Source organism: Citrobacter sp. RHB35-C21, assembly GCF_013816515.1.
GTDB lineage: Bacteria > Pseudomonadota > Gammaproteobacteria > Enterobacterales > Enterobacteriaceae > Citrobacter > Citrobacter braakii.
This window is the reverse complement of sequence record NZ_CP057147.1, coordinates 3,743,135-3,769,828: the sequence shown is the minus strand read 5'-3', so window position 1 is coordinate 3,769,828 and position 26,694 is coordinate 3,743,135. Positions and strand designations below refer to the sequence as shown.

The window sequence follows — 26,694 nt, the reverse complement described above, 5'->3', positions numbered from 1 at the left end:
ATGATAAATGATTGAATGGATTATCCGCCGTTCGGTGGCAAACCGTTTTCTGGTGATGATGGGGGCGCTGTTTCTCAGTATCTGGGGAACCTGGACTATCATTAATACCCCGGTTGATGCGTTGCCCGATCTCTCTGATGTTCAGGTGATCATCAAAACCAGCTATCCAGGGCAGGCACCGCAAATCGTTGAAAATCAGGTGACTTACCCGCTGACCACCACCATGCTGTCGGTACCGGGCGCGAAGACCGTGCGTGGTTTCTCGCAGTTTGGTGATTCCTATGTGTACGTCATTTTCGAAGATGGCACCGATCCTTACTGGGCGCGCTCGCGCGTACTGGAGTATCTCAACCAGGTTCAGGGAACATTACCAGCAGGGGTCAGCGCGGAGATGGGACCGGACGCCACGGGCGTCGGCTGGATCTTTGAATATGCGCTGGTCGATCGCAGCGGTAAACACGATCTGGCAGAGTTACGTACTCTTCAGGACTGGTTTTTAAAGTATGAGTTAAAAACGATTCCGAACGTGGCAGAGGTGGCCTCGGTAGGCGGCGTGGTTAAACAGTACCAGGTTGTTATCGACCCGATGAAGCTGACGCAATATGGCATCAGCCTGGCGGAGGTGAAATCTGCACTGGATACGTCGAATCAGGAGGCGGGCGGCTCGTCTGTTGAGATGGCTGAAGCGGAATATATGGTCCGCGCCAGTGGGTATCTACAAACGCTTGATGACTTCAATAATATCGTCCTGAAAACAGGGGCCGACGGTGTACCTGTTTACCTGCGCGATGTCGCGCGTGTGCAAATTGGGCCGGAAATGCGCCGTGGGATCGCCGAACTGAATGGTGAAGGCGAAGTGGCGGGCGGGGTGGTAATTCTGCGTTCCGGTAAAAATGCGCGTGAAGTGATCTCCGCCGTTAAAGCCAAACTCGACACGCTGAAAAGCAGCCTGCCGGAAGGCGTTGAGGTAATTACAACATACGATCGCAGTCAGCTCATCGATCGCGCTATTGATAACCTGAGCTATAAGCTGCTGGAAGAGTTTATCGTTGTTGCGCTGGTATGCGCGCTGTTCCTGTGGCATCTGCGTTCGGCGCTGGTAGCGATTATTTCCCTGCCGCTGGGACTGTGTATCGCGTTTATCGTGATGCATTTCCAGGAGCTGAACGCCAATATCATGTCGCTTGGGGGCATTGCCATTGCCGTTGGGGCGATGGTCGATGCCGCGATCGTGATGATTGAAAACGCCCATAAGCGGCTTGAAGAGTGGGGACATCAGCATCCGGATGAAAAACTGGATAACGCAACGCGCTGGAAGGTTATTACCGATGCCTCGGTAGAGGTCGGCCCGGCATTGTTCATCAGCTTGCTGATTATCACCCTGTCGTTTATTCCTATTTTCACGCTCGAGGGGCAAGAGGGGCGACTGTTCGGCCCGCTGGCGTTCACCAAAACGTATGCCATGGCAGGCGCGGCGTTTCTGGCTATTGTCGTCATTCCGATCCTGATGGGATTCTGGATCCGTGGCAAAATACCGGCGGAAAGCAGTAACCCGCTTAACCGTTTCCTGATCCGTATTTATCATCCGCTGTTGTTGAAGGTGCTGCATTGGCCTAAAACCACCCTGCTGGTGGCGGTGCTTTCAATACTGACGGTTATCTACCCGCTGAATAAAGTCGGTGGTGAATTCCTGCCGCAGATTAACGAAGGCGATCTACTGTATATGCCGTCAACCCTGCCGGGGATTTCGGCGGCGCAGGCGGCGGATATGCTGCAAAAAACCGACAAGCTGATCATGACCGTTCCGGAAGTGGCGCGTGTGTTTGGTAAAACCGGTAAGGCGGAAACCGCAACGGATTCCGCGCCGCTGGAAATGGTCGAAACAACGATCCAACTGAAGCCGCAGGATCAGTGGCGTCCGGGGATGACGATGGACAAAATCATCGCCGAACTCGACAAAACCGTGCGCTTGCCAGGGCTGGCGAATCTGTGGGTTCCGCCTATTCGTAACCGTATCGACATGCTTTCTACCGGCATCAAAAGCCCGATTGGGATAAAGGTGTCAGGTAACGTTCTGGCTGATATCGACGCCACGGCAGAACAAATCGAAGAGGTAGCCAGAACCGTGCCGGGCGTCGCTTCGGCGCTGGCTGAGCGGCTGGTGGGCGGGCGCTATATTAATGTGGACATTAATCGGGAGAAAGCAGCCCGCTACGGTATGACCGTCGGCGCGGTACAGTTGTTTGTCACCTCCGCGGTCGGAGGCGCGATGGTGGGCGAAACGGTGGAAGGGATTGCACGTTATCCGATTAACCTTCGCTATGCGCAGAGCTATCGTGATAGCCCGGAAGCGCTGCGTAATCTGCCTATTCTGACGCCCATGAAGCAGCAAATCACGCTGGCTGATGTTGCAGATGTGACAGTGGTTTCTGGTCCGTCGATGTTGAAAACCGAAGATGCGCGACCCACCAGTTGGATTTATATCGACGCCCGCGACCGTGACATGGTTTCGGTGGTGAACGATCTGAAAAAAGCGATCGCTGAAAACGTACAGTTAAAGCCGGGGACCAGCGTGGCGTTTTCCGGGCAGTTCGAGCTGCTTGAACGCGCCAGCCATAAGCTCAAACTGATGGTGCCGATGACGCTGATGATTATCTTCGTCCTGCTTTATCTGGCTTTTCGTCGCTTTGGTGAAGCGTTGCTGATTATTACCAGCGTGCCCTTTGCGCTGGTAGGGGGGATCTGGTTCCTCTACTGGATGGGGTTCCATATGTCGGTTGCGACCGGAACCGGGTTTATCGCCCTGGCCGGCGTTGCCGCGGAGTTTGGCGTAGTGATGCTGATGTACTTGCGCCATGCTATTGAAGCCGAGCCTGCACTGGAAAATCCGCAAACCTTTACGGCGGATAAGCTGGATGAAGCGTTGTATCACGGCGCGGTGCTGCGCGTGCGTCCGAAAGCGATGACCGTGGCGGTGATTATCGCGGGCCTGTTGCCAATCTTGTGGGGGACAGGGGCAGGCTCAGAAGTGATGAGCCGCATTGCCGCGCCGATGATTGGCGGCATGATTACCGCGCCATTGCTGTCGCTGTTTATTATTCCGGCAGCTTATAAGCTGATGTGGCTGCACAGGCATCGCAGCCAAAAGTAATGCCTTGAAGCGCTCGCCTGCGTCGGTTTTGTTGCCGAAGCAGGCGGTGCGTTATGCCGCCAACGCTTTCACGCGTTTGCGGTACTCGCCCGGCGTGCAGCCAAATCCCCGTAAAAAGACTTTGTGAAACGACGATTCGCTGGCGTAACCCACCGACTCGGCAATAACGATCAACGGCTGCGATCCGCGTGACAGCATCTGGGCGGCGAATTGCAGGCGTAGCTCGGTTAACACCGCCAGCGGCGTGGAGTTTGATACTTCACGGAATAGCTGCGCAAAGCTGGCCCGCGACATATGGGCACGCTTTGCCAGTTCTTCGACGGTCCAGGGAAAAGCCGGTGACTCCAGCATCATGAAGACAACGGCACCCAGCCTTGGGTGCAGCAGTAAATTCAGCACATTTTTAGCGGGTGTCGGCTGGGCTAGCCACTCGCGAACGGCTAACGCGAACAGCGTAGCGCATTGCTGGCTGCAAACGATGTTGGAGCCAGGCAGATCGTTGATGTATTCCTGCTGCATCAGCGCAATCATGGCTTTCAGCCAGTGGCTAATGGGACTGTCATCTTCTGGTGCCAGTATTAATACTTCCGGAAGGGCAGTTAAAAAATAGCGTGAAGATGCCTGCAATCGCAGGCTTCCGCAGACAATATGCGTTTGTTCTTCCCCTGTCTGGCACAGCCGATGCGCGGAGTTTTGAGGCAGAATGACTATTGTTCCTGGACGTAACGTAGAAGACGTTCCGTCTGGCATATCCAGTTGAGCAAAACCCTGGGTTACCGTATGCCAGCGGATAACGGACAGCTCACCCGCCGCGTGCGGCAGTTGCCAGTCCCTGCTCAGCAGGCAGTTTTGATCAATCGAGCCCTGCGGGTCGTTAAGCATAAGTAATCGGCTAAGTGCATCCATAAAGACTCCTGAGCAGTTCTTGTTGATGCTTGTCGAGATAAAGTAACGCTGTTACTCATTATTTCTTAAATAAATTTATGGTGTTAGTTTATTGTCCCGATGGATTGAGTGGAAGAGAGATAGTAGTTATTTAGACGATTTGACAGTGATTTGCGCGATATGGATACATTGTTCATGCATCGTTAAACCTATACTTCAGTTCAACAAACGAACAGTGATATGGCGGAGAGACAGCATGAATCAGTATCAGGCGATTATTATCGGATTTGGCAAAGCGGGTAAAACGCTGGCGGCTACCCTGGCGAAAACGGGCTGGCGAGTGGCGATTATTGAACAGTCAAACACCATGTATGGCGGGACATGTATCAATATCGGCTGCATTCCCACCAAAACCCTGGTACACGATGCTGAACTTCAGCATGACTTTGCTGCGGCGATGCAGCGCAAGGCCTCCGTTGTCAGCTTTCTGCGTGATAAAAACTTCCATAATCTTGCCGATCTGGAAAATGTAGATGTGATTGAAGGTCGTGCTGAATTCATTGATAACCATACGGTGCGGGTCGTGCAGCCAACAGGCGCGATTGAACTAAGCGGCGAAAAGATCTTTATTAATACCGGCGCACAGGCAACGATGCCAAACGTGGCAGGGTTAATGACTACACCGGGCGTGTTTGACAGCACCGGGTTGTTAAATTTGACGCAACGTCCGGAACGTTTGGGGATTTTGGGCGGCGGTTATATTGGTGTTGAATTCGCATCAATGTTTGCCAACTTTGGCAGTAAGGTCACCATTTATGAAGCCGCCCCACTGTTTTTAGCCCGCGAAGATCGGGATATTGCCGACGCTATCGCCAACATTTTACGCGACAAAGGGGTTGAGATTATCCTCAATGCCAGGGTGCAGGCGGTTTCGTCCCATGACGGCGCGGTGCAGGTGCAAATGCCGGAAGGCGTCCAGACTGTGGATGCGCTACTGGTGGCATCGGGTCGCAAACCGGCAACTGAAAATCTGCAGTTGCAGAATGCGGGTGTGGATGTCAACGAGCGCGGTGCCATTGTGGTGAATAAATATCTGCGTACTTCGGCAGACAATATCTGGGCCATGGGCGATGTGACGGGGGGGTTACAATTCACCTATATCTCGCTGGATGACTTCCGTATTGTGCGCGACAACCTGTCAGGCGAGGGATTACGTAACACCGGCGATCGCCAAAACGTACCGTATTCTGTTTTTATGACGCCGCCGCTTTCCCGCGTGGGGATGACAGAAGAACAAGCTCGCGCCAGCGGCGCGGCGGTCCAGGTTGTCACCCTGCCTGTCGCGGCTATCCCGCGTGCACGGGTGATGAATGACACGCGTGGCGTACTTAAAGCGGTGGTAAATCGCGAAACGAAACAGATATTAGGCGTATCGCTGCTGTGCGTGGATTCTCATGAGATGATTAATATCATTAAAACCGTTATGGATGCTGGTTTACCTTACACGACATTGCGCGATCAAATATTTACTCATCCGAGTATGAGCGAATCACTGAACGATCTCTTCTCTCTTATAAAATAATAATATAGCCTGCATGATTGCCCCACCTGTGTGGGGCTTTTTTTATCATATATAAAGAAATACTCATGAACAGCTATTCTGGCGTTATGGAGGAAATAAGATAAGCAACAATGTTTTATTCTATTACGAGTGAAATCACTTGTTAATGGAAATAGAAATGAACATGCTTAAAACTTCATTATTGTTGACTGCTTTACTGACTGCGCCGGTGACATTTTCTGCACTGGCACAACAGCCGGTCGAAGTAGCCCGCGTCAGCGTGTCGGCAATTGCCGCCGCACCTTCTGTTGTTGAACATGCAATCGCCAGACTGGCGCAGGAAAATAAGGCAACTTCCTGGAAAATCACCTCAATGCGCATTGATAGCAGCACTCACGCAACCGCAATTTTGTACAAGTGAGGAGAGTCTGAATGGAAAAGTATCTGCGTTTACTCAGCAAGGGCGATAGAATTGGATTAACATTGATTCGCCTGAGTATTGCCATTATTTTTATCTGGATTGGCTTATTGAAATTTGTACCTTACGAAGCCGATAGTATTACGCCATTTGTTGCCAATAGTCCGGTAATGTCATTTTTTTATGAACATCCAGAAGAATATAAGCAGCATTTAACCCACGAAGGTGAGTTTAAACCGCAGGAGCGGGAATGGCAGAAGGCGAATAACACCTATACGTTCTCCAATGGTCTGGGCGTAGTCGAAGTGCTGATCGCATTGCTGGTGCTGGCTAATCCTGTTAGCCGTTGGTTGGGATTAATTGGTGGCGTACTGGCATTTGCTACTCCGATTGTGACTTTATCATTTTTAATTACCACACCGGAAGCATGGGTGATGCCACTGGGCGATTTGCACCACGGTTTTCCGTACTTGTCCGGAGCCGGGCGTCTGGTGTTGAAAGACACATTAATGCTGGCGGGAGCGGTGATGATCATCGCAGATTCATCGCGATCAATTATTAAGCAAAAGTATTGAATTTTTAACGTGGTACCCTCTGTAAGACAGTAAGCCTCTATAGTTCGATTCGGTAATTACCGGGCCAGCAGGATGCTGGCCTTTTTTCTGCCCTAAGGTAAATTTATTTTACAGGTGAAATATAATTATTCACTTTTTCACAATAACTAGTCGGAGCTATATTCCTGGTTAATGATATAGTGCCGTAAGCATTTTCTCTTCTTCTTGCGATAGCACGCCAGTCCGCATACTGCGTGGTCCTTTCATCAAAACCCATTCATTTCCCTCTATTTTTTTCTGTGTAGTTCTTGCTATTTGTTATCTCAAAATGACATCTCAAAAAATTTTATTATTCTCTTTTGTTATAGTTAGCCAACAACTTCATGTGGTTTTAGGCATGGCTTCAGCTAGAATTAACTTTGATTAAATGTTTTTACGTATCAATAAATGGCTAAAGATAGTTAAAAACTTAATTTTTAACCAACTGTTCGACATGGAATCCACTATGGTAATTAAGCACCAGGGGTGGATGCTGATCTCGCGTTTTGTGAGTAACCAAAAGCGAGACATATCTTAAATATGGAAATAAGGGTTTTAGAATGAGCTTTGGATTAGCAAAGGACAACAAGTTTGAAATCATCGCTACCCTTCGTGAAGAGTTGCACAAGAAAACGAAACTTGAAGTTTTATGTGAAAACCATAGTGTTATCACGCAGTTAGAGAAGATTGATTTCGAGCGGTTTGTCATCTCTGGACACGAAGACATTGTTCCTGAAAAGGTCCAGTACTTTATCCTGCACAGTGAAAGTGGGATTGTAAAATTTAGTGCCAGATTCGAACAAACCTTATCAGCAGGTGCACAAGCAGGATTATCCTACTTCATCCCGGATATGATTTTCTTTGCCCAGCAGCGACAAAATCAGCGTTTTTCCTTCCTGAAGGGTTACGACTTTTTCTGTTTTGGTCGTTACAAAAACGGAGAAAACTACTCTCTGAAGATTAAAAACATCTCGCAGGGCGGTTGTGCATTAATTGTTAAAGATGTGAACTCCCGTTTTCTCTATAAAGATGCGGTGATTAAAAATGCCGCGCTGGATTTTGATACGTTTGGCAGTTTACAGCTGGATTTGAAAGTGATCGATGTCGTCATGATCAATGAATTTGATGAGGATAATCAATTGTATGCCTGTCATCAGATCTCATGTGAGTTCGATTTTAAAAATCGTCGTGAAGAGGCAGAGGTCGAAAAGATTATTATTAAATTTTTAATGAGTAACAAGATTTGATGCTGATAAGGAGCGATGAACAGGATGTTGATGTGTGGCAGTGATAATTTTGTGGGCAATGGTTTGTTCGCCTACCTGACAAGCAAACATGTACCGATACAAACATTCCAGTTTGAGGATATGTTGCATCAGTCATCATTATGCCAGCATCAAACCATGGTTTTTAATATCATTGATAACGAACAACCATGTTCAACTATCGTGCAGTTTTTGAATAAAAACCGCTTCAAGTTTTATAATAATGTCGTGGTAATTATTGCTGATAGTTTGGTGGCGAAATTATGTGTAGAGTTATTATATGTTGAAAAAACGATAGTTTTGACGGAGAAATCTTCACTGCGCGATTTCGGTCAACTGGCGTCGTTAACGGCCGGGAAATGGAATCCCCGGCTGTATCGTTCACAGAAAAGATTAACCGAGAGAGAGCAGCAGATTCTGAATTTATTGGTAAACGGATATACCGCCAGAGAAATTTCAGAGTTAGTCAGCCTGAATTATAAAACTATCCAGGCGCATAAAATGAGGGTCGTCACCAAGCTGGGAATGACCAATACCTCGGAATTAAATAAATTAATTGTCAGATTTACCCATCGTATGTCTTTTTTACCCTAACCTGGCCATTCTATTCTGATGTAACACACCTAATAGTAGATACAATTCGGGAGTGATATTGACTGGTTTTTAATTTTTATGATTTGTTGAGGGAGAGAGGAATGTTTAATTCTAGTGAGGTGTTAACCGCGCTTGAAAAGGCATTGAATACCAGTCAGCTTTATATGGTTTATCAACCAATTTTTAATTTGCGTAATCAGCGTATTAGCGGGTTTGAAGCATTAATGCGTTGGAATAGCCCCCAGATGGGGATGATCTCTCCCGATGTTTTTATTACCTTGCTGGAAGACAGCGGCAATATCATGTCAATTGAAGATATGGTTACCCACACTCCCTGGGATGTGGCAACCCGTTGGCCAGAGCCCCTTGTATTGTCCGTCAATATTTCCGCGCTTGAGTTCTGCGATCCGCTGTTACCCCAACGCGTCAGAAAAAATCTTACTGTATGTGGTCTCCCGCCCCATCGATGCCAGATAGAGGTCACGGAAACGTCGCCGCTGTGCGACAGTCAGGTCGCGGCTAAAAATATGACGGAGCTGAAGGAGATAGGGGTCAAAATTGCCCTTGATGATTTTGGAACCGGCCACGCCAATCTTAACTATCTGTTGAAATATCCTTTTGATACCTTAAAAATTGATAAGGAATTTATCGCCGGCATTGAACCCGATACCCGCTCAACAAAGATTGTCGAGGGTATAATTTCACTGGCGCACAATTTTGGTATTGAAGTTCTTGCTGAAGGGGTGGAAACCCAGTCCGAACTGGACCGGCTGATGCAGATTGGTTGTGACAAAATTCAAGGCTTTTTCATTTCTCCCCCGGTGTTGGCAGAAGAGATCCCGTTACTCCTGACGCAGTATAATCCTTAATCTTCTCCCTCTCTGTTGTTCCCCTGAACCTCGATTGTTTCGCGTTGCCAGAGGGCCGCTCCCGCGCTTTTCCTGCCTATAAAAATAAGTCCGTAGGCCTGATACGTTAAGCGCATCAGGTAGCTTTGTATCCGGGACAGGCAAAAAAAAGCCCCCTGTTAAACAGAGGGCTAGCGAGTTTATGTCAGCTTAGAACGATTTCTTAAAGCCAATTGATGCATTAACCGGCGCTTCAACCTGCGACTTACTGCCACCGTTGCTAAATTGCGTACCCAGTTCTCCGTAAACCTGCAGGTTTCTGTCGATAGACCATGACAGACCGGCTGCAACTTCAGTGCTGGAGTACTGTTGTGAAGACTCAAGCGTGGTGGTGGCTACCGCATTGCTAAAGTGCGTTTTGTCTTTTGAACCCAGACCCTGCCAGACGTTGACCCTGCCGTAAGGCTGGAATTTGCCATGGTTGGTGTCATAGTCAGCGACCAGACGCACGCCCAGACGGGCGGTAAAGGAATCCGCGGTATCCATTTTCACTTTCGTTTGGGTTACACCATCAAGCCGCCCGTTATCAAAGTCGCTGTATTGATAGATCAACTGAGCCTGAGGTTCCAGACTCCATGCGCTGGCGCCTAAACGGAACGATTTACCCACTTCTGTTGACGCCGTCAGCGTGTTGCCTCTGACGGTATACGAGCCGTTGTTACCGGTCGCCGCCAGGCGGGATTTATGGTTACCGTATTGCAGGACGTTATCAACATACATCCCGTCGCCCGAGAACCAGGTGGCGTAGCCGCCGACATAAAACGCGTTGTCGTCGATGTTGCCGCCTTTGCCGTCGCTGCCTGTCTTCGTGCCTTTCACGTTGCTGTCGATATCAAGAATGCTGGTATACATCCCGGCTTTCCAGCTTTCGTTGGCATACATATCGACGCCAACCTGAATCCCCATGGTATGGGAGCTGGTTTGCGTTCCAGCCGCATCATCCAGTTTGGTTTTACCGGAGTAGCCAATCATTCTTGCCCAGGCGCGATTGTCTTCATCAATACCCGGTTTAACCTCGTCCCCCATACGCTGGTGCATGTTGCCTAACAGGCTGATGTCGCCCTGACGAACGACGCTGGCGAGACCAGAATACAGCATAGTTTCTGGACGATATTCGCTTCTCAGATACCAGTTTTCACCCTGACCCTGAGCGTTACCCGCATGCAGTTGATACTCAAATGCGCCTGCTGCCATACGATCGGCGGCAAGATGGAAGGCGTCTCGTGACGTTTGTGCCGTAGTGGTTGCGCCATTGAGCGCGGTTACCACTTCGATACCATCACCAATAGTTGGTGCGCCGAGACCAGAACCATCGACATCCAATAGCGTACTACCGCTGGCTTTACCGCCATCGATAATCAGACGGTCGGCAATGCCTGCGCCGCTGCCATTTTGTGTGGCCGCCATGTTGATAGTCCCTTTTTCGCCGGTGTAATCCCCTTTGACGGTTAACGTTGTGCCAGTCTGCTGGCCGATGAGTGAAACATCGCCGCCGTTGCTCAGTCCCGCTACCGTCTGGTTGTAACCTTGCGTGTTGAGGGTAGTGTCAGCGACAACGTAGTGGTGTGATGCGCTACTCAGAGTGTTGGTATTACCCGCCTGCAGTACACCGTTGGCAATCAGCGTTGCGCCGCTGTAGCTGTTTTCACCATGCAACTCCGTAACACCGCTGCCGGTTTGATGCAGCTGGCCTTCGCCGCTGATATTACCGGTCAGCGCCAGGGTATCGCCACGATTGACGTTGAGTACGCCGTTATCAACGATATCCCCCTGAATGCTGCCGATATCACCGCCGTTACCCAGCTGTAAAACGCCTTGCTCGATGGTGGTGCCACCGGTGTAGGTGTTATCCAGCGTCAGGGTGAGGGAGCCTTTACCGGTTTTGGTCAACTGACCGTTACCTTCGACTTCCGTCAGCAGAGAAACGTTATGTCCGTTGGTGTCGAATGTCCCGCCGCCGGATTCCAGAGTCACCTGACGAGCGGTATCAAACGCTTCACCATATTTCAGCGTACCACCATTAAAGGTAATTCCCGTCTCTGGTGCGCCAAGGTTGGTATCACCCGCCACCTGCAGCGTACCTGAGGTGATGGTGGTTCCACCGCTGTAAGTATTGTCGCCAGTGAGGATGAGCGTACCGAGGTCGCCTTTATTCAAGCCGCCGGTGCCGCGGATCACGCTGTCGATAGTCGCGGTGTAGTTAGCGCCGTCTACTGTGCCATCGCCGACGCGAATCAGCGTATTAGCCGTATCGGTGGTAATGGCTTCTCCGCCCACGCGATAACCATCGGTGGCGAACTGTGCGCCACTGATGATGACGTCGCCTTTGCTGTTATCGACGGTTACGTTGCCCGCTTCACCCTGGAAGACGGCGAACGCGGCATCGGTAAACGGTGCATTCAGCGCGCCTTCTGGCGTTGATTCATCCGTAGTCCAGTTGTCATTACCCTGGCTGGATTGCCAGATACCGTCGCCGCCGTTGATGACGCCGTTGTTTTTCAGCTCGCCATTCTCACCGCCGGTGCCGTCCCAGAAACGTAGCGTCAGCCCGGCATGGTTGACCAGGTTAACCTGGTTTTTAACCGAGGTTTGTACGTACAGGCTGTCCGCAGCTTCCGGCGCGTCGGCAATGTCCATCACATTGTTGGTTAATGTGCCGGTGTAGTTGATGACGCGGTAAACACCAACGTCAAAGCTTCCGCCTGGAGAGGTCTGGATATTGAGCTTACCATCGAGCGTCAGATCGCCATTGACATCAATCAGGTCATTGAAGGCTCCGCCTGGGGTATAGGCTTGACCAAACTGGTAATCAAGCTGTGCGTTATCGCTGAGCGTCAGTGAACCGGTAGTCAGTTTACCCACGCTGTTGATGGCCGCACCCGCGGTAATATGGCCGTCATCCAGTACATCAACAGCGCCGCCGATAATACCGTTCCCGCCGAGCGTTGACCCAGATTTCACCGTCACCTGACCGGTCGCGGCAGACTGATTACCGTTGACCAGCAGTACGCCTTCATTGACGTCCGTGGTGCCGGTCCAGGTGTTATCGCCGGTCAGCGTTAACGTGCCGTCACCGATTTTCACAAGGCTGCCGTCGTTGCCGCTGATAATGCCGCTGATGGTGTCATCAAGGTGCAGATTACCCAGCGACAACTCTTTATTGCCCAGTTCGACATTCCCCGCGCCGGACAACGAGCCGATAGATGTTGCGCTGTCGACTGCGCTGATATCGACCTTGCCGCCCGCCAGGTTTTTAACGACGGTATTCTCTGCTAACGCCTGGTCCGCAAAGGTCATCAGTCCGCTGTTATTCACGCTAGCAGAACCACCGCTGGCGTTTTCTTCCAGCGCCAACGTACTGTCTTTTGACACGTTAACCGTCGCCTCGCCCGCGGTGGCGTTATCGGTTAACAGCGCTTTCGCTGTGCCCGTCAGGTTCAGTTTTGCGCTCGCGGCGGTGACGTTATCCGCCAGTGTTAACAGGCTGTCGGCGATGTTCATGGTCAGGGATTTCAGACTGGTCTCTGTTCCGCTGACATTGAGCGTCGCCCCGTTATTGACGTTCACGGTGCTGTTTTCATTGCTACCAAAGGCCCCGGTTTTGCTGACGTTGACCGTCACATTGTTGGCATTTCCGGTACCGGCAATTTCTGTGTCGCCTTTATAGCTGTTCGCGCGATTGAGCGACAGAGTACTGCCCGCATCGCTTGAGCTGCTGGTGACTTTCAGTTTACCGTCGCCGGTAATCTCACCGGTTGGCGTGAAGTTATGTGAATTGAGGTCAAACACCGCCGCGTTATCATTCGCGCCCAGCGCAATGGTGCGATTGCTGGTCAGGTCCGCGCCCATCTGCAGCGTGGAGCCGTTGTTGATAGCCAGGTCGGTTCCGCTCTGACCGAGGTTGCTGTCGGCGGAAATCTGCAACGTACCGCCATCAATGCGTGTGCCGCCGCGATACGCGTTATCACCGCTGAGGATCAGACGGCCAAGGTCGGTTTTCACCAGCGTCAGCTTGTCAGTCGTGCTGGCTTCGCGGATGACGGACTCAATGGTCGCGGTATAGTTTTGCCCCGCGCCACCCGCGCCAACGCGCAGCAGCAGTTCACCGGTTCCCGGCGTCTGGCCGGCGTGAGTCGCGTTTTCCGTGGTGGCATAAGCGTTAAGTGCGTCGCCTTTAACGACATAGCCATCGGCGTCAAACTGTGCCCCGGAGAAGTTAACTTCTCCCGCGGCGTTATCCACGGTAACGGTGCCACCTTTGGTGGTGAAGACGGCAAAGGACTTCTGCGCCCAAGGTGCGTTACCTTCGCCCGTTGCCGTGGTCCAGTTGTTATCACCCTGACTGCCGATCGCCATCCATTTGCCATCGCCACCGTCAATTTTGCTGTCGCCCTCAATGCCCGACGCGCCGTGGCTCTGACTTACCGTCGCCCCGTCCCAGAATTGCAGGGTAACGCCGTTGGCGTTCACCAGGTTGACCTGTTTGTCGATAGAGGTCTGGACAAAAATATTGCTCTTATCCTGACTGTCCGGTATTGCGCCCAGCTCCAGCGTCTGGTTATCCAGCGTACCGCCGTAATTATAGATACGGTACACGCCCGGTCCGAAGTTACCGCCTTGCGAAGTGGTAACATCCAGGGTCCCGTCCAGTTGCAGATCGCCTGCCACGTTCACCAGATCGTTTAGCGCACCGCCTGGCGTAAAGGCCTGCCCCAGTTCGAAAGCGGAGGTCGTTTTGCTGCCAAGCTGCAGATTACCGTTAACAGATAGCGTACCCGCACCGCCGTCACCGGCGCTGATGGTTGTGGCATCGTTCATCAGCACGTTACCGCCGATAATGCCCTTACCGCCAAGTGTGGACGTGCCGCTGACGGTGGTGACGCCGCGCGCCGCGCTTTGATCGCCATTCACCAGCAACGTGCCGTTGGTAACGGTGGTGTTACCGGTATAGGTATTGTTACCGTTCAGACGGGTAATGCCGCCGCCGATTTGCTGTAGCGCGCCGATACCGGAGATCACACCGTTGAGCAGCACGGTGTTGGCGCGATTAATCGCCAATACGCCGTTGTCGATGATGTCAGAGACGGTGCTCACTTCGCCTTCATTTCCACCGTCACCTAACTGCAGCGTACCGGTTTGATCAATGGTGGTAGAGCCGGTGTAGCTGTTGTTGGCGGTAAACACCGTGGTGCCGCCCGCCGCACGTTCAAATTTCCCGTCGCCGCTGATGATGCCGCGATAGATCTGTGCTGCTGAGGTATCCCCCTGAGTATCGAAGATAACCTTGCTGTCTGCGCCCTGGGTGGTGACATTGTAATCGCCAATGCTTGCGGCAGTGCTGGTTGGTTCGACGTGATCGCCGGTACGCAGCGTGGCGCCATTGTTTACAGCAAGGGTTTCGCTCGCCAGATTCAGGTTTTCAACGATGCGTACATCTGCATTTGACCCGCTGATGGTCAGTGAATCCCAGCCGGTGCCAATGTTGGTACCGGTATTCAGGTTGTCGCTAGCCAGCGTACCAATCTTCGCATCTTTTGTATCAGTGAAGGTGAGGGCGTTGCCCGTACCCGCTGCGGTGAGAATGTGGCGCGTTTTATCCAGCGTCACATTGCCGATGTTGGCTTTATTGTTACCGCCAGTACCCGCGAAATTCACTTCGCCAGCATAAGAGCCGCTACGCCAGTTGAAGGTATCTGTACCTTCGCCGGTGTTGATTACGCCGCTGGTCACACCGCCGCTGATATCGATGGTGTCATTGCCTTTACCAGACTGAACTGCCACGGCCGAGTCGTTGATGGCCTGCAGGGTTCCCGTGTTGGTGATGGCTTTACTGCTGTCGCCGCTGGCGTCTATTACCGGTGAGGTGGTACTGGCAGAGATAATCTTGCCGCTGTTGGTCAATGCGCTAACGTTTTTCGCGATGATTGCTGAACCACCTGCGCTGTCATGCACGTTGATGTCGGCATTGGTGGTGATACGACCGTCCGTATTGGCGCGGATACCGCTGCCTTCGCTGTTGAGTACCTCAATGGTATAGCCTTTGCCGATGGTTAGATTGCCCGTCACCGCGTCGCCATTACGTTGTTCAAAGGCGAAGCCGGTACCTTTACCGTTGACGTTGAGGATGTTGTTCAGCCCATCGTTCATGGTCAGCGCCACGCTGGTGCGGATCCCTGGGCCATCGTTGGAGTCGATGGTGACATCACGCAGCGTGATATTGGTGTTGTTGGCATCGTTTTGAATACCGGCACCGGTACCATCAGCGCGGATCATCACGCTTTGCGCGGCCAGAGCGCCAGCGCCTTCGGCCAGGCGAATACCGTCCGCGGAGCCATCGGTGGTAATGCTGTCACCAGTCATGCCGTTAATCAGCAGGCTTGCCCCTTGGGTTAACAGAACGCCAGCGGTGCCATCATCAACCTGAATTTTGCCCAGCTTATTAATCTGCGCGCTGGAGCCTGAGGCGCGTACGCCGATGCCGTTGCTGACATGCAGGGCGAGGGAGGAGTTATTGGTTAAGCTACCGCCTTTTTGAACATCGACACCAATGCTGTCGACGCTGGCCAGATCGATAATCGATTTGGTATCGAGGATCAGGTTGCCCAGATTCCTCGCCACATAGGCGATTACCTTGTTGCCGCTGGCTTCAGAGGTGATCTTCGCGTTTGAGGTCAGGGTCGTGCTCGTGGCATTGCCCTGCGTATTACCATTCAACTGATGCGCCTGACCATCCACAACCCCGGCAACGGTTCTTTCACCGGTTAAATTGATGGTGGTTTTATCGCTGATGGTCCCTTTCGCGCCGCCTTCGATAACCAGCGCCGCAGAGTCAGTACCCTTAACGGTAAACGTTGCTTCACCGGTATCTACGCTACTGCCTGCGCCGGTGGCGAGAACGCCCACGGAATTGTTACCGCTGAGAGTCAGATCCAGGTTGGAAGTGGACTGATCTTTCGGGTTAGTGGTATTACCGGCCAGCAATGCGCCATTGGCGATACGGAAAATGGTGGTGCGATCCTGACCGTTGTCATTCATCACCGCCTGACCAATATTGGCGGTAGCGCCCTTACCATACAGGTAATAACCAATCTGATCGGTGCTGTTAAATGAGGGGCTACTTAAGCTGTCAACGTTAGCGATGGCGTTATCACGCACGTGGACGCCGATGTTACCGGCTTTATCCAGCGTAATATTGGAATAGACGTTAACCACTGCCTGACCGTTGGCGTCACCTTCCGCCCAGATGGCGTAGTTACGGTTACCGACGCCGCCTTCACCGTCCACCACGATAGCGCCTGCAGCGCTGGTGGTGACTTCGGCATTTTTGTTATTGGCGCTAACGTGGATCCCTACGTTGTTGGTGCCATTCACGTTAATCTTGCCGTCGTTACGGATTTCCTGATTATTTTCTGCGCCGCTGTCGTGTACGGAGATGCCGTAGTTCTTACTGCTGCCCCCTGTAGAACCGCCATTGATCACGATATTGCCGGTATTGAGGACGTTGCCCGTGGCATTTCCGACCAAAATCCCCGCGGCGTTACGGACGCCGGTTCCCAGCGTGATAAGGCCGTTGTTAATCACCTCTTTGGCGCTCTTGATCATAATACCGGCGCTCAGGCTGGAACCGCCTGCCATAGTGACATCTTTAGCCGGATCGCTTGCGTCGCGACCAAGAGAAATAGAGGCATTCTGAGCGTTGGTAAAGGTGGCATTCCCGGCGACTTCTACGCCATAAGCGGTGCCGCTGGCAAAGGATGTACCGCTTTTACGTCCGTCTACGACGTTAATCTCGCCATTGTTGACCCCTTGCGCATCGTCAGACAATTGCATACCAATCGCCAGCGTCAGCGAAGAAGCGGGGACGTCTTTGCTCCAGGGATCGGCTGCCGAAGCGGTACCAAAGTTATCGGTGGTGATCGCCTGGTTGATGATGCCGTTGTTAGCGAGCTGGCTGGTGCCTTGACCTTGCATACCAAATGCGCCATAGCTGTTGACGTTTTGGTTGCCGTCTTTATCGATAAACAGCCCGGAGTTGATCATCCCGTTGTTGGTTGCCGTCGCGTCTTTTGCCAGCATGCCAATCGCCAGGCTCTGCCCGGTAGACGTTCGTAATGCGTTCAGTTCGCCAAAGTTTGTGATAACCCCGCCATCAACGGCTTTCATGACGCCATTAATACTGCCGTCAACGGCAAGAATCGCATCTTTGTTCAGGGTGCCGGAGGTGCCTGCGCCGTTGGCGTAAATAGCATGCAGCTCACCGCGGTCAGCGGTCGCGTTATTGGCATGCGATAAGCCGTCTGTCCAGACGTCGTAATCCCAACTGAGCACGTCAGAGGGCTTGCTGGAATTGATCAGACCATCAATCAGCTCGGCATACTTCGTTTGTGCTGCGGTGACGGTAGTGACTTCATCCGTTTCCAGCCACAGCTGGATTTGGCTGACTTTTTCGCCTTCCGGGTTTTCCGCCGCGTCGCTGCTATTGCCCAACAGCCAGTCGTTAAATTCGGCCAACTCCTGCGTGTTGGTGATGTTAAATGTGCGCTCACCCGTTTCGACGACTTTGCCGTCCGTATCATAGCCGTAGGTCATGAGCGTGACATCATCGCCAAACACGGAGGTTTGCGCTGAGCCGGCGAAGGTTTTTTCAGGAATAACCGGGGCGGCGTTAAATTTGATAAAGTTATCGGATTGCCAGTAAACCTGGCTACCCGCGTCCTGAGCCTCCAGTAAGGAGGAGTCTTTGGCCAGTAATTCGATGGTATTGGTTTTGGCGCGTACATTGAGCGTGTCGTCGCCCAAATTCAGATTGGCCGTGGAGCCGTTTGTCGCCAGCGCGATGCCAAATTGTTTGTAGATTTTAGACTGCGTCGGATCGTAAGTGTTTAATGCCGAATCGCCAATCTGTGATTCGGTAAGAAAGTTACTTAACGCGTTGGTATCAAAGACTTTAATGGTTGTTTTTTCGCCGGGGAACGCCGGGTCGTTAATCTCAAATTCTGTGCTCTGCGAAGGCGTTGATGATTGGTTATAAGTCAGGTATTCCGCCAGCTCCTCGGCGGTAGTAATCGTTTTTACGCCCTGGTCAGGGCTGGTGGCCTGCAGGGTGATTTTGCCGGTTTGCAGTAGCTCTCTGATGGTCGTTGATTCAACAACGCCACTTTGACCCGGACTGATGGTTGGGATCGCGCCGCTGATATTGAGCGCCTGACCAGCAGTGATATCTTCATATAAGAATCCGTAGTCGTGGACACCCTCATAATCCCCAACAGAAATACCTGTCTGGTAGTCGGCGAAAATATTATGTTCACCGATGTCGATGATCGGAGTTGCTGAAGCTTGCATTGAAGCAGCGCTTAATGCGCCGGCCGCCAGTACGGCGACAGTTTTACGCGAGCTGCTTTTTTTCTTTCCTTTGGTTAATTCGGAAACGACCACCCAGATACCGAGCACCGCGTTCCAAATAATGCTGTAAACTTTGTTCATATATAACCCTCGTCTACATTCCTGTTATGTGTATTGTTAATACATTGAGTTGTTGGCTATGGTTGGCACGCGGATGTGCTACCCGGTAATAGATTTTTGGAAATAGGATTCCCTTCCGTGCGATGCGGAATTAAAAAGTGAGCCGAAAGGAAATCTTTTAAATAATAACCGTGATAATTGTCCTTAAATAAGTCAGTTACGGCTGGCTATAGTGAGAAATGGTGTACTTGAGTCGGGAGTTATTTTTCCCGAGTTTTCTGGCAATGTTGCTTTTGTACGCTCCGATGGTTTTTTCACTTTTTTGTGATGCCCCAGCGATTTGAGTCAACGACCAACCCCGGGCAAGCATCATCATTACGTTAAATTCGTTTGCTGTGATTTTGTTATTTATTTCTTTGATATTAATTGGTTTTTTGTTTTGTGATATGCACGTCACGGCACGCAGTAACCGATCAAGGCTGGCGTCTTGATCGAGGAACTGCATGTTCCTCCCGCAAACGGTTTGAAAAATAGAAAAAGTAGCTTCATCTGCCAAAACAATAATTTTTGTGGCAGGGCGTAAAGCCATGTTGCGGATAATCCTGGCATATTTTAAAAAATCTGAGTTGTCAGGATTAATAATGATGCAATCCATTTCATAAGGGATTATGTTGACGGCAGAAAGCGTCTGAGAGGAGTAGTACGCGATATCAATATATAATGATGAACCACGTAGGATTTCTCGCATGCCTAGCCAGGGATAAATTGATTCACCCAAAAAAATAGCCTTAGACATAACGATCTCCTTGAAATTTTGGTGCAGGCGGTCGCCTCTTTTTTTAGTCTAAAAAAAGAGTTTCTTGCGACGCATGAAATGTTAATTAAATCTCGTATGACGTTCTTTGGTGTGAACGCATCCTTATTTATTGCAGATTCAACAGATATTTTCTGTATTAATTTGAATCATTAACTATTCTTAAAGTAGATATTACACTTTGTTAAAATTTAAGATAAATCGTTTATTTCAGCTCTGAGTAAATGATTGATAGATTTCGCTTATGGATCACGCGAATAATGTTTCAGCCATTTCTATAAAGACAGGGTATTCCTATTTATACTGGAGGGGATTTATATGAAAAACCTTATATTTCAAACAGATAACCATTCTTCTTAATGGGACTATTGGCAGGTAGGAGAATTCTTAATCAAGGCCAGGATAAAGAGAGAGGGAGAGCGGTGGGAGAGAGAAATATTGTCTTATTTGCAGTTATCGACCTAAAATTCGAGTATTTAAGTTGATAACTCTGACTTATCTTAATGACTAAGCATTTTGTGCTATTTTTATCATTTGGTGCTTAATCTTCAAATCTCGCTTGAAGATGTTGTATTTTCTGCTTGCTATCGCTGATAGCGCTTAGCCCGCCAACAGCTCCTGCTCAACCTGTTGCACCTGTTGTTCCAGCGTATTGCGGATTTCCGTAAGCGCCCGTTGTTGATCGGAGAAGTAAGCCTCTTTATCCGTCACGGAGGTGGCAAGGCGCCAGGCGTTCTCAGCTTCCAGTTCGGTAATCTCTTTGAGCAGTGCGTTAATTTGTTCTCTGAGCTGCTGTATTTTGCTGCGTAAATGCTGCAGATCGTTCAATCGGTCACTCGCCATCATCGGTTCGAGGCCGCTTTGCAATTGAGTCAGTAGCGCCCGAACGGCAGCAAGGTCGGCATTCTGGCGCGCCTGGTTAAGCTGCACCATCATCTGATGCGCTTTCTCTTTCAGATCGTCTGCCACCACGTCCGGATGACAAAGACGGCTGGCCTGACGCCACAGGCGTTTTAACTCATTACGCTCTTCAGAAGAAAGTCGTTGGTCCCGGCTAAAACGATGTTGCGCATCCTGCTGCTGCTCCTGATATTCATCATATTCATGGCTGGCTTCTTCCTGTGCCTGACGGGCTGCGCTGTCGTCCTGGCGAGAAAAGTCGTTTTCCAGCTCACGAATCTCCGCCAGCAGGGCGGTAATAAGCTCCGTTTGTTGCTGAATTCGTTGACGTGTTTCCACCGATTCGCGCGAATCTGAATTCTGGTTCATCCAGAGCTGCTTAAGCCTGGCCAGTTGATCAACGGCCTGGGAAATATAGTGCTGGCAGGATTGATAGTCTTGTTCCCGGCGTTTTCGCTCCGCTTCCTGTTTGCGCTGGGCGCTGGCGGCGAGCTGTTTACGCAACTCGAGGATCCGGCTCATCAGAGGTCCAAGGCGAAGATGATACAGATCGTTGAAATCATCGAGGATTTGAATGCGCGTGTTGCGCTTATCGATCAGGTCACGCAGCTGTGTTTCGAGCGCTTTTAGTTCCAGTTTACTGGCGGCAATGGCAGGATCCTGCCACGTTGAGACTGCCCGTTGAGATTGCAGCCAGGCCGTGATTTCACGTAGGGCATCACTAAAGCGCCGTGCTTCGAGCGCCTGAACGATGGCACCTGGCAAGACTGACATAGGCTCATTTTTCAGATGATCTACCTGCTGGAAAATAATCTCCTCATCTTCCAGTTCAATAGCGCTTTTGACGATTTCCAGTCGTTTGATGATCTTATTCATGACAGTCGTTGCCTGGCCTGGCTCAAAAACGAGTGGCTGAAACACAGCGGGTTCACCCGTTTGAAAATGTTAGAAAAACAGTAAAGCGCATTCTGTGGCCTGCGATGCCTTTTCGTCCAGAATAATTCACTGTAATTATGAACAAACGCAATGCCACGGGCACAGCGGGTCCTATTGCGCCTTGCGACAACCAGGTTGAAATGTTAAAAGAAGCCCCTTCAATAAAAACGACACAGGGGAAGGGCGTGAAAAACGCGTCAACTGCATCTGACACCAGCGTGTCTGATGCCGCGTCAACGAATGAGCCGACGCTTCAGCGGGGGTTGCAAAACCGCCATATTCAATTAATTGCGCTGGGCGGCGCAATTGGTACCGGCCTGTTTTTGGGCATTGGCCCGGCTATTCAGATGGCGGGACCTGCGGTGTTACTGGGTTACGGCGTTGCCGGGATCATCGCTTTTTTGATTATGCGTCAACTGGGCGAAATGGTGGTGGAAGAACCCGTTTCCGGATCGTTTGCCCATTTTGCCTATAAATACTGGGGACCGTTCGCGGGTTTTCTGTCCGGCTGGAACTACTGGGTGATGTTTGTGCTGGTTGGCATGGCGGAACTGACCGCGGCTGGGATCTACATGCAGTACTGGCTGCCCGATGTCCCGACCTGGATTTGGGCCGCGGCATTCTTCGTGATCATCAACGCGGTTAACCTGGTCAACGTACGTCTGTATGGCGAAACGGAATTCTGGTTTGCGCTGATTAAAGTGCTGGCCATTATCGGCATGATTGGTTTTGGCGTGTGGATGCTGTTTTCCGGTCACGGCGGGGAACATGCAAGCATTGATAACCTGTGGCGTTACAACGGCTTTTTTGCCACCGGCTGGAACGGGTTGATCCTGTCGCTGGCGGTGATTATGTTCTCCTTTGGCGGACTTGAGCTTATCGGGATTACTGCCGCAGAAGCGCAGGATCCGCAGAAAAGCATTCCAAAGGCGGTAAACCAGGTGGTGTACCGTATTCTGCTGTTTTACATCGGTTCTCTGGTGGTGCTGCTGGCGCTGTACCCATGGGTGGAGGTGAAATCCAACAGCAGCCCGTTTGTGATGATCTTCCATAATCTTGATAGCAACGTGGTGGCTTCTGCGCTGAACTTTGTCATTCTGGTGGCTTCGCTGTCGGTATATAACAGTGGCGTCTACTCTAACAGCCGTATGCTGTTTGGTCTCTCTGTCCAGGGGAACGCGCCGAAGTTCTTAACCCGCGTCAGCCGTCGCGGCGTACCGGTAAATTCACTGATCCTCTCCGGTGCTATTACGTCTCTGGTCGTACTGATCAACTATGTCCTGCCACAAAAGGCCTTTAGCCTGCTGATGGCGCTGGTTGTGGCGACGCTGCTGTTGAACTGGATTATGATCTGCCTGGCCCATTTGCGATTCCGGGCGGCGATGCGTCGTAAGGGACGTGACACGCAGTTCAAAGCGCTGCTGTACCCGGCAGGGAACTATCTGTGTATTGCTTTCCTTGGCATGATTCTGGTGTTGATGTGTACGATGGACGATATGCGCCTGTCAGCTATCCTCCTGCCGGTGTGGATCCTGTTCCTGTTCGTTGCCTTCAAACTGCTGTGTCGTAAGTCCCGCTAAGTTTCTACCGATCCCATCGTCAGGATGGGATCGGATCTTCTCTCAATGTTTATCGTGACCGCTCTCGCAATTTTGCCTTTGCTGGCAGGATCTTTGTTTTGTAATCGATTACTTTTCTATTGAATCTATTTTGTAATCGATTACTTTTTAAAGGTGAGGCAAAAAATGGTGTCAACAACCGAAAGTAGTGGAAAACAGAGCGTACAGTACCGGCTGCTGGTACCCCGGCTGTCGCTAATGATGTTCTTACAGTTCTTTATCTGGGGAAGTTGGTCCGTCACGCTGGGGCTGGTGATGAGCCAGCACAACATGTCGCTGCTGATTGGCGATGCGTTTTCAGCCGGGCCCATTGCTTCTATTCTGTCGCCGTTCGTCTTAGGGATGCTGGTAGACCGCTTTTTTGCCTCGCAAAAGGTGATGGCGGTGATGCACCTTGCAGGCGCGGCGATCCTCTGGTTTGTTCCGCAGGCATTGGTGGCGCAAAACGGTGCGCTGTTGATTGGTCTGCTGTTTGGCTACACGTTGTGCTACATGCCAACGCTGGCGCTTACCAACAACATTGCTTTTCATAGCCTGTCGGATAAAGACAAAACTTTCCCGGTGGTGCGGGTGTTTGGCACCATTGGCTGGATTGTCGCGGGGATTTTTATCGGCGTAACCGGAATCTCGGATACTACCGGCATCTTTACGCTGGCGGCGGTTATTTCTGTGATTCTGGCGCTCTACAGCCTGACGTTGCCCAACACGCCCGCACCGGCGAAAGGACTGCCGGTAAAAGTGCGCGATCTGTTTTGTGCGGATGCTTTCGCCTTACTCAAGGTTCGTCACTTTTTTGTCTTCTCGCTCTGCGCGACGCTTATTTCTGTACCGTTGGGAACCTATTACGCATATACCGCGTCGTTTCTGGCTGATGCGGGCGTTGGCGATGTCAGTACGGCGATGTCGTTTGGTCAGATGTCTGAAATTTTCTTCATGCTGGTGATCCCGTTCCTGTTCAGGCGTCTGGGCGTGAAATACATGTTGTTAATCGGGATGTGCGCCTGGTTTGTGCGCTACGCATTCTTTGCTCTCGGCATCAGCGAAGAGGGCCGATTCCTGCTGTATCTCGGCATTCTGCTGCACGGCGTGTGCTACGACTTCTTCTTCGTGGTCGGCTTTATTTACACCGATCGTATCGCCGGGGAGAAAGTTAAAGGTCAGGCGCAAAGCATGATCGTTATGTTTACCTATGGGATCGGTATGCTGCTTGGTTCGCAAATTTCAGGCGCACTTTACAACCGTCTGGTGGCGGGGCAAACGGTGCCTCAGGCGTGGACCACATTCTGGTGGATCCCGGCAGTGGCTGCCGCAGTGATTGCCGTGATTTTCCTTTTCTCTTTCAAGTATGACGACAAAGAGCAGGCGTAATTTTCAGGAGGGGTTATGAAAACCATCAAGGGGCCTGGCATTTTTCTGGCGCAATTTATCGGGGAGCGTCCCCCATTTAACACCCTGGAAGGCGTGGCAAAGTGGGCGGCGGAGCTGGGCTATAAGGCATTACAAATCCCGTGTAATCACAAGTCTTTGTTTGATGTCGAACAAGCAGCCATAAGTCAGGCCTATTGTGATGATATTCGTGGGATGCTGGCCGGGCATGGGCTGGTGATTAGCGAACTATCTACCCATCTTGAAGGCCAACTGGTTGCCGTCCATCCGGCTTACGATGACGCTTTTGACGGATTTGCTCCGCCATCTGTACGCGCTAATCCGCAGGCCAGGCAGGCGTGGGCCGTCGAAACCCTCCACCAGGCTGCTGCGGCTTCGCAAAGACTGGGGCTGACGGCGCATGCTACGTTTTCAGGTTCGCTCGCCTGGCCCTTCTTTTATCCGTGGCCACCGCATAACCGTCAGCGCTTCGAAGAGGCTTTTCTGGAGCTGGCGCGCCGCTGGAGGCCCATTCTCGATCGCTTTGATCATCATGGGGTGGATGTTTGCTTTGAAATCCATCCCGGTGAAGATCTGCACGATGGCGTAACGTTTGAGCGCTTTCTGGCGCTGGTTAATCATCATCCTCGCTGCAACATTCTCTATGACCCGAGCCATCTGTTATTGCAGCAGATGGATTACCTTGGGTTTATCGATGTTTACCACTCGCGCATTAAAGCGTTTCACGTCAAGGACGCTGAGTACCACGCCAGTAGCCGCAGTGGTGTCTATGGCGGTTATCAGCCGTGGCTCGATCGCGCTGGGCGTTTCCGTTCCCTGGGGGACGGTCAGGTCGATTTCAAAACCATCTTCAGCAAGCTCACACAATATGATTTCCCTGGCTGGGCGGTACTGGAATGGGAGTGTTGCCTGAAAGACGCGCAAACCGGGGCGCGTGAGGGGAGCGATTTTATACGCCGCCACATTATTCCGGTTTCTTCACGCGCATTTGATGATTTCGCCGCTGGCGATGAGGTACGCAAATGATACAGGTTGGCATTATTGGCAGCGGTTTTATTGGGCCTGCACATATCGAGGCGTTGCGTCGACTCGGCGGTGTGAACGTGGTGGCGCTCTGCGATAGCTCGCTGGCGGTTGCCCAGGAACGTGCAGATGCTCTTCATATTCCTCACGCGTACGGCAGCGTTGAGGCGCTGCTGGCGCATCCCGGACTGCAGGTGGTGCATAACTGTACGCCGAATCATCTGCATGCCGACATCAATCGGCAGATTTTACGCGCGGGTCTGCACGTGTTTTCAGAAAAGCCGCTGTGTATGACGCCTGAGGAGGCTCGTGAACTGGAAACGCTGGCGGAGCAGGTAGGAGTGGTGCACGGCGTGAGCTTTGTCTATCGTCAGTTTGCGATGGTACAACAGGCTGCCAGCATGGTCAGGCGCGGTAGCGTGGGGCGTCTGTTTGCCGTCCAGGGGAGCTATTTGCAGGACTGGATGCTGCTGGAAACTGACTACAACTGGCGGGTCGATGCCAAACAAGGCGGCAACTCACGGGCGGTTGCGGATATCGGTTCCCACTGGTGTGACACGGTGCAATTCGTCACTGGAAAACGTATTGTCGAGGTGATGGCCGATCTGGCTATCGTCTGGCCGGTACGAAAAGCCAGCATCGCCAGTAACGCTACGTTTGGCCAGCAAACGGCTGACCTGCAATTTGAGAATAAAGCGGTGACGACTGAAGATTGTGGATCGGTGCTGGTACGTTTTGACGATGGTAGCAAAGGCTGCTTTAGCGTTTCACAGGTGAGTGCCGGGCGCAAGAATCACCTGAGCTTTGAAATTAACGGTAGCCAGAGTTCACTGCACTGGGATCAGGAAACGCCGCAACAGCTTTGGATCGGGCACCGTCAGCAGGCGAACCAGATCCTGACCGATGACCCAGGATTGATGAATGCGGATGTCGCTGCCAGCGCGCACTTTCCGGGTGGGCATATTGAGGGCTGGCCGGATGCGTTCAAGAATATGATGCAGCAGTTCTATCAGGCGGTGCAGGCAGGCAAAATGCCCGCGACGGCGGAGCGTCGATTTGCGTCATTTTCTGATGGTGCGGATGTGATGTATATCATTGATGCGATTATAAAAAGCCATCAGCAGCAGCGCTGGGTATCAGTGCAGCGCTAAACACGCACCCGGTTCGCCGGGCAGTGAT

The 26,694-nt window shown here is 51.4% G+C and carries 15 protein-coding genes; 11 read left to right on the top strand and 4 right to left on the bottom strand.

Annotated elements, in window-relative coordinates:
• Positions 1 to 7 precede the first annotated feature (7 nt).
• Positions 8 to 3,151 (top strand): CusA/CzcA family heavy metal efflux RND transporter, encoded by a 3,144-nt coding sequence (locus HVZ39_RS18390; protein WP_181632809.1) that lies wholly within the window; start codon positions 8 to 10, stop codon positions 3,149 to 3,151.
• Positions 3,152 to 3,202: 51 nt separating this feature from the next.
• On the opposite strand, the gene rclR is transcribed toward HVZ39_RS18390, so the two are convergent.
• Entirely contained in the window at positions 3,203 to 4,057 is an 855-nt protein-coding gene (gene rclR / locus HVZ39_RS18385) for a reactive chlorine-specific transcriptional regulator RclR (RefSeq protein WP_047415069.1), read from the bottom strand.
• 235 nt (positions 4,058 to 4,292) lie between these two features.
• Between rclR and rclA the strand changes: the two genes are divergently transcribed.
• From rclA to HVZ39_RS18355, 6 genes are all read left to right on the top strand, one after another.
• Positions 4,293 to 5,618: a reactive chlorine resistance oxidoreductase RclA gene (rclA, locus tag HVZ39_RS18380; protein ID WP_103765983.1), complete on the top strand. Its 1,326-nt coding sequence runs from the start codon at positions 4,293 to 4,295 to the stop codon at positions 5,616 to 5,618.
• Positions 5,619 to 5,781: 163 nt separating this feature from the next.
• Positions 5,782 to 6,018 carry a reactive chlorine resistance periplasmic protein RclB gene (rclB, locus tag HVZ39_RS18375; protein WP_049282516.1) on the top strand — a complete coding sequence of 79 codons (237 nt, stop codon included), beginning with the start codon at positions 5,782 to 5,784 and terminating at the stop codon, positions 6,016 to 6,018.
• An 11-nt stretch (positions 6,019 to 6,029) separates the two neighbouring features.
• The gene (rclC, locus tag HVZ39_RS18370) at positions 6,030 to 6,590 is read left to right on the top strand and encodes a reactive chlorine resistance membrane protein RclC (protein WP_075846848.1); all 561 of its coding nucleotides are present in this window, start codon (positions 6,030 to 6,032) and stop codon (positions 6,588 to 6,590) included.
• A 578-nt stretch (positions 6,591 to 7,168) separates the two neighbouring features.
• Entirely contained in the window at positions 7,169 to 7,855 is a 687-nt protein-coding gene (locus HVZ39_RS18365) for a PilZ domain-containing protein (protein WP_016152158.1), read from the top strand.
• A gap of 24 nt (positions 7,856 to 7,879) precedes the next feature.
• The gene (locus HVZ39_RS18360) at positions 7,880 to 8,467 is read left to right on the top strand and encodes a helix-turn-helix transcriptional regulator (protein ID WP_346011485.1); all 588 of its coding nucleotides are present in this window, start codon (positions 7,880 to 7,882) and stop codon (positions 8,465 to 8,467) included.
• Positions 8,468 to 8,568: 101 nt separating this feature from the next.
• Positions 8,569 to 9,336: an EAL domain-containing protein gene (locus HVZ39_RS18355; protein WP_181632808.1), complete on the top strand. Its 768-nt coding sequence runs from the start codon at positions 8,569 to 8,571 to the stop codon at positions 9,334 to 9,336.
• 189 nt (positions 9,337 to 9,525) lie between these two features.
• Here the strand turns inward: HVZ39_RS18355 and HVZ39_RS18350 are convergent, their stop codons facing one another.
• The 3 genes from HVZ39_RS18350 to HVZ39_RS18340 all read right to left on the bottom strand — a co-directional run bounded on the left by HVZ39_RS18350 (position 9,526) and on the right by HVZ39_RS18340 (position 21,427).
• Positions 9,526 to 18,858 (bottom strand): autotransporter outer membrane beta-barrel domain-containing protein, encoded by a 9,333-nt coding sequence (locus HVZ39_RS18350; protein ID WP_181632807.1) that lies wholly within the window; start codon positions 18,856 to 18,858, stop codon positions 9,526 to 9,528.
• Positions 18,859 to 19,054: 196 nt separating this feature from the next.
• The gene (locus HVZ39_RS18345; protein ID WP_181632806.1) at positions 19,055 to 19,633 is read right to left on the bottom strand and encodes a LuxR C-terminal-related transcriptional regulator; all 579 of its coding nucleotides are present in this window, start codon (positions 19,631 to 19,633) and stop codon (positions 19,055 to 19,057) included.
• A gap of 618 nt (positions 19,634 to 20,251) precedes the next feature.
• Entirely contained in the window at positions 20,252 to 21,427 is a 1,176-nt protein-coding gene (locus HVZ39_RS18340) for a DnaJ family molecular chaperone (RefSeq protein ID WP_016152164.1), read from the bottom strand.
• A 245-nt stretch (positions 21,428 to 21,672) separates the two neighbouring features.
• On the opposite strand from HVZ39_RS18340, the gene pheP reads away from it, so the two are divergent.
• The 4 genes from pheP (at position 21,673) to HVZ39_RS18320 (ending at position 26,666) form a co-directional block, all read left to right on the top strand.
• Complete coding sequence (gene pheP / locus HVZ39_RS18335) at positions 21,673 to 23,067, top strand: phenylalanine transporter (RefSeq protein ID WP_032931079.1); 1,395 nt, start codon at positions 21,673 to 21,675, stop codon at positions 23,065 to 23,067.
• 165 nt (positions 23,068 to 23,232) lie between these two features.
• Positions 23,233 to 24,474 (top strand): MFS transporter, encoded by a 1,242-nt coding sequence (locus HVZ39_RS18330; RefSeq protein ID WP_047358056.1) that lies wholly within the window; start codon positions 23,233 to 23,235, stop codon positions 24,472 to 24,474.
• Positions 24,475 to 24,489: 15 nt separating this feature from the next.
• On the top strand, positions 24,490 to 25,518 hold the full coding sequence (locus HVZ39_RS18325) for a sugar phosphate isomerase/epimerase family protein (RefSeq protein ID WP_181632805.1): 1,029 nt from the start codon (positions 24,490 to 24,492) through the stop codon (positions 25,516 to 25,518).
• Entirely contained in the window at positions 25,515 to 26,666 is a 1,152-nt protein-coding gene (locus HVZ39_RS18320; protein ID WP_181632804.1) for a Gfo/Idh/MocA family oxidoreductase, read from the top strand. Before HVZ39_RS18325 ends, HVZ39_RS18320 begins: the two co-directional genes overlap by 4 nt.
• Positions 26,667 to 26,694 lie beyond the last annotated feature (28 nt).